This window comes from Roseiarcus sp., assembly GCF_052145395.1.
Lineage (GTDB): Bacteria > Pseudomonadota > Alphaproteobacteria > Rhizobiales > Beijerinckiaceae > Roseiarcus.
In genome coordinates this window covers 1-3,084 of the sequence record NZ_JBKQOT010000280.1, presented here as the reverse complement: position 1 = coordinate 3,084, position 3,084 = coordinate 1, and the positions used below count along the sequence as shown (strand labels likewise).

Sequence of the window (3,084 nt, the reverse complement as noted above, 5' to 3'; positions counted from 1 at the left end):
ATCCGATGGTGGCGTTTCACGCCGTCCGTGAGCTCGCGCGATTGTCCTATGGCTCCGCCCAGTTCCGCTGGGCGCAGCAAGGTTTTCTCCCTGACGCGCCGGCTGACGAGACGGCGCGCAACCTGATGGGATTCAAGGACGGAACCAACAATCCGCGTGGACCCGCGACCGCCCCGACGCCCGACAGTCCACGGAACTTCGACGAGGTGGTCTGGGTGGACGACGAAGGCCCCGACTGGATGCGTGGCGGAAGCTATGTGGTCGCCCGACGCATCCGCATCTCGCTCGAGCATTGGGATCGCTCCGAGGTCGGCTTTCAGGAGCAGGTGATCGGCCGCCACAAATACTCCGGCGCGCCGGTCGGTAAGGCGAACGAGCGCGACTCTCTGGACCTCGATCGGGTCGATGCAGACGGCAATCCGCTGATTGCCGACAACGCCCACGTGCGGCTCGGGGCCGCGGCGACCAATGCGGGCGCGCAGATTTTCCGCAGGCCCTATTCCTACAACGACGGCATCCGGTTCACCGCGGAGCGGTGGCCGCCCTGGCGGCAAGGGATGATGTATGACGCCGGCCTGTTCTTCCTGTGCTACCAGCGCGACCCGCGCGAGGGGTTCATCAAGATCTACCAGAACCTGGCCAAGCTCGATGCCTTGAAACAGTTCACGACCCACACCGGCAGCGGCCTCTTTGCGTGCCCCGGCGGGATCACAGAAGGCGAGTACGTCGGTCAGAGATTATTCGTGTAATGGACTCTGCTCGGAGTCCCATGTCGATTGGCGCGATCTTGTTTTGGAGCATGACAAGCTGAACCGGAAGCAACTTCTGCTTGGGGCGGAGACTGCGCCTATAGCGGTCTCCAAGGAACGCCCGCTCGCCCTCCCCCTGTACCCATCGGGTCAACCGAAGAGCCGTTTTGGATATAGGTTCATCGGTTCGGGTCGACCTTCGGGGAGCAGCCCAAATCCCCCTGCGCTTCGAGCGCCTGGGGGGGGGACATGCTCCCCCTTGGGTTAGCCACGAGCGCCAGTACAGGGATCGACAGGAGTCGCGGGGACCCGAAGCGGATGGAGACGGGTCATGACAGAGGATATCGAATGGTTTGTGGGATTTGATTGGGCGAGCCAAACCCATGTCGTCTGCCTGTTGGATCGGAACGGGCGCACGATCGGGGAACGCAAGGTCGTCCATGGCGGCGCGGAGTTGGGCGAGTTCTGCGATTGGCTCATCGCCAAGACAGGCGCGCCGCGCGCGCATCGGCGTGGCGATTGAGACGCCGCACGGGCCGATCGTGGAGATGCTGCTGGAACGCGGCTTGGCGGTGTTCGCCATCAACCCGAAGCAGCTCGACCGGTTTCGCGATCGCTTCACGGCGGCCGGCGCCAAGGACGACCGCCGCGACGCGCAAGTGCTGGGCGACAGCCTGCGCACCGATCGGCGGGCCTTTCGACTGTTGGCGGTCGACGATCCCACGGTCATCGAATTGCGCGAATGGTCGCGCATCGCCGACGACCCCCGGGCTGCGACCCGGGGGAGCGCACCCGCCTGGCCAACCGGATCCGCCAGCAATTGTGGCGCTAATACCCGCAGATGCTGCACGTGGCCGACGACCTGACGGCCGAGAACTTCCTCGCGCTGTGGGAATGTGCGCCCACGCCCGCCAGGGCCGCTGAGATCGACGAGGCCCGTCTCGCCAAAGTCCTCAAGGCGCATCGGGTTCGAAGAATTGGGGCCGCCGAGGCTCTTGGCGTCCTGCGCCAGAAGCCGCTGCAAGTGGCCGCCGGCGCTACCGAGGCGGCGAATATCAGGGTCGCCGCCGAGCGCGTGCGCCTGGTCAACCGCCAAATCAAGGAAGCCGATCGAAAGCTCGAGGCGCTCTGCGCGCGGCTCGAACACCCAGGCAAGACCCCAGGGGAGAGCGAGCCGGGGCAGAGTTCCGAGCAGCGCGACGTGACGATCCTGCGCTCCTTGCCGGGGGTGGGAAGGACCGGCCTCGCCACGCTGCTCGTCGAGGCGACCGAGCCTCTGCGGCGCCGAGATTACCAGGTCTTGCGGGTCTTGTCCGGCGTCGCCCCCGTCACGCGCCGAAGCGGCGAGGCGCGCCTCGTCACGCGCCGCATGGCCTGCAACGAGCGTCTGCGCCAAGCCGTCTACCATTGGGCGCGCGTGGCCATGCAAATCGACCAAGCCTGCAAGAGCCGCTACGCCGCCCTGCGCAAACGCGGCCACAGCCACGGGCGCGCGCTGCGAACAATCGGCGATCGACTGTTGGCCGTGGCCTGCGCCATGCTGAAAAGCCAAACCCCCTTCGATCCCGACCACAAGACCCCACAGCGCGCTCTCGCCTGACCCTCCCTGGGTTCGACAGCTCCGGCCATCCCTTCGTCCCGACCAGCCGCCCGGAAGAGCGCCGCGCGCAGCGGAAGTCACCCCGATGGGGGCGCAGCGAAGCGGAGCACCGCGCTCTTGCACGGTTGACGGAGCGAGCACGGCGCTATCCTCATGCGCAGAAGACGAAGCCAAAATTGCCCCCGAGCGGGCTTCCAGACCCGCTCACGACACTTGACAACCGCTAGGAGGTCCCCCCCGCGTCGTCCCAAGCTGAAGCAACCAAAACGCGAAAATTCGCAGAACGCCAATCGCTCAGATCGGCCAACTGCCGTTCTTAGGTTCAGCCGCCATATTGATATTTCCGCACGATAGAGAAAGTCTTGCAATCCCCTGATGCTTTCACCTGTTGCTCACCATGACCACCATGACGTCTCAAGATCACAAATTCAACGACGATCTTCTGCTGCTAGAAAGCGACCTTAGTCTCGCTAGGAAGAAATATCCTTCGATTGTGCACGTCCTCGATCATCCGGCCCTACGGCGGCTCTTCATCGAATATGACGAACCGGCTCGCCGGGCCAAGAGCAAGGGGTTATGGTTCGGCCTGCTTGCGATTCTGCTCGGCCTTATTGCGCTCGCCGTGGCGGCCCTTGAGAGCAAAGTCACCGCTAGCGATCTGGGCGATTGCTTGAGCGTATCGCTGGCGCTGGTCTCGTCCGTGTGCGCGGGGGTGAGCGTTCTGATCGGCAATAT

Annotated in this window: 5 protein-coding genes; all 5 read left to right on the top strand. The window is 64.5% G+C overall.

Annotation, left to right across the window (positions count from 1 at the left end; genetic code table 11):
- Nucleotides 1–749 (top strand): Dyp-type peroxidase (locus ACLP25_RS09400; protein WP_442468937.1); only part of this gene is annotated, 749 nt, incomplete at its 5' end.
- Between the two features lie 331 nt (nucleotides 750–1,080).
- Nucleotides 1,081–1,272 (top strand): IS110 family transposase, encoded by a 192-nt coding sequence (locus ACLP25_RS09395; RefSeq protein WP_442468936.1) that lies wholly within the window; start codon nucleotides 1,081–1,083, stop codon nucleotides 1,270–1,272.
- Complete coding sequence (locus tag ACLP25_RS09390; RefSeq protein WP_442468935.1) at nucleotides 1,262–1,615, top strand: IS110 family transposase; 354 nt, start codon at nucleotides 1,262–1,264, stop codon at nucleotides 1,613–1,615. The genes ACLP25_RS09395 and ACLP25_RS09390 overlap by 11 nt, the downstream gene beginning before the upstream one ends.
- A complete protein-coding gene (locus ACLP25_RS09385) occupies nucleotides 1,600–2,349 on the top strand; it encodes a transposase (protein ID WP_442468934.1) in 750 nt (249 codons plus the stop codon). Before ACLP25_RS09390 ends, ACLP25_RS09385 begins: the two co-directional genes overlap by 16 nt.
- 397 nt (nucleotides 2,350–2,746) lie before the next feature.
- On the top strand, nucleotides 2,747–3,084 hold a 338-nt coding region (locus tag ACLP25_RS09380; RefSeq protein WP_442468933.1), incomplete at its 3' end, for a hypothetical protein.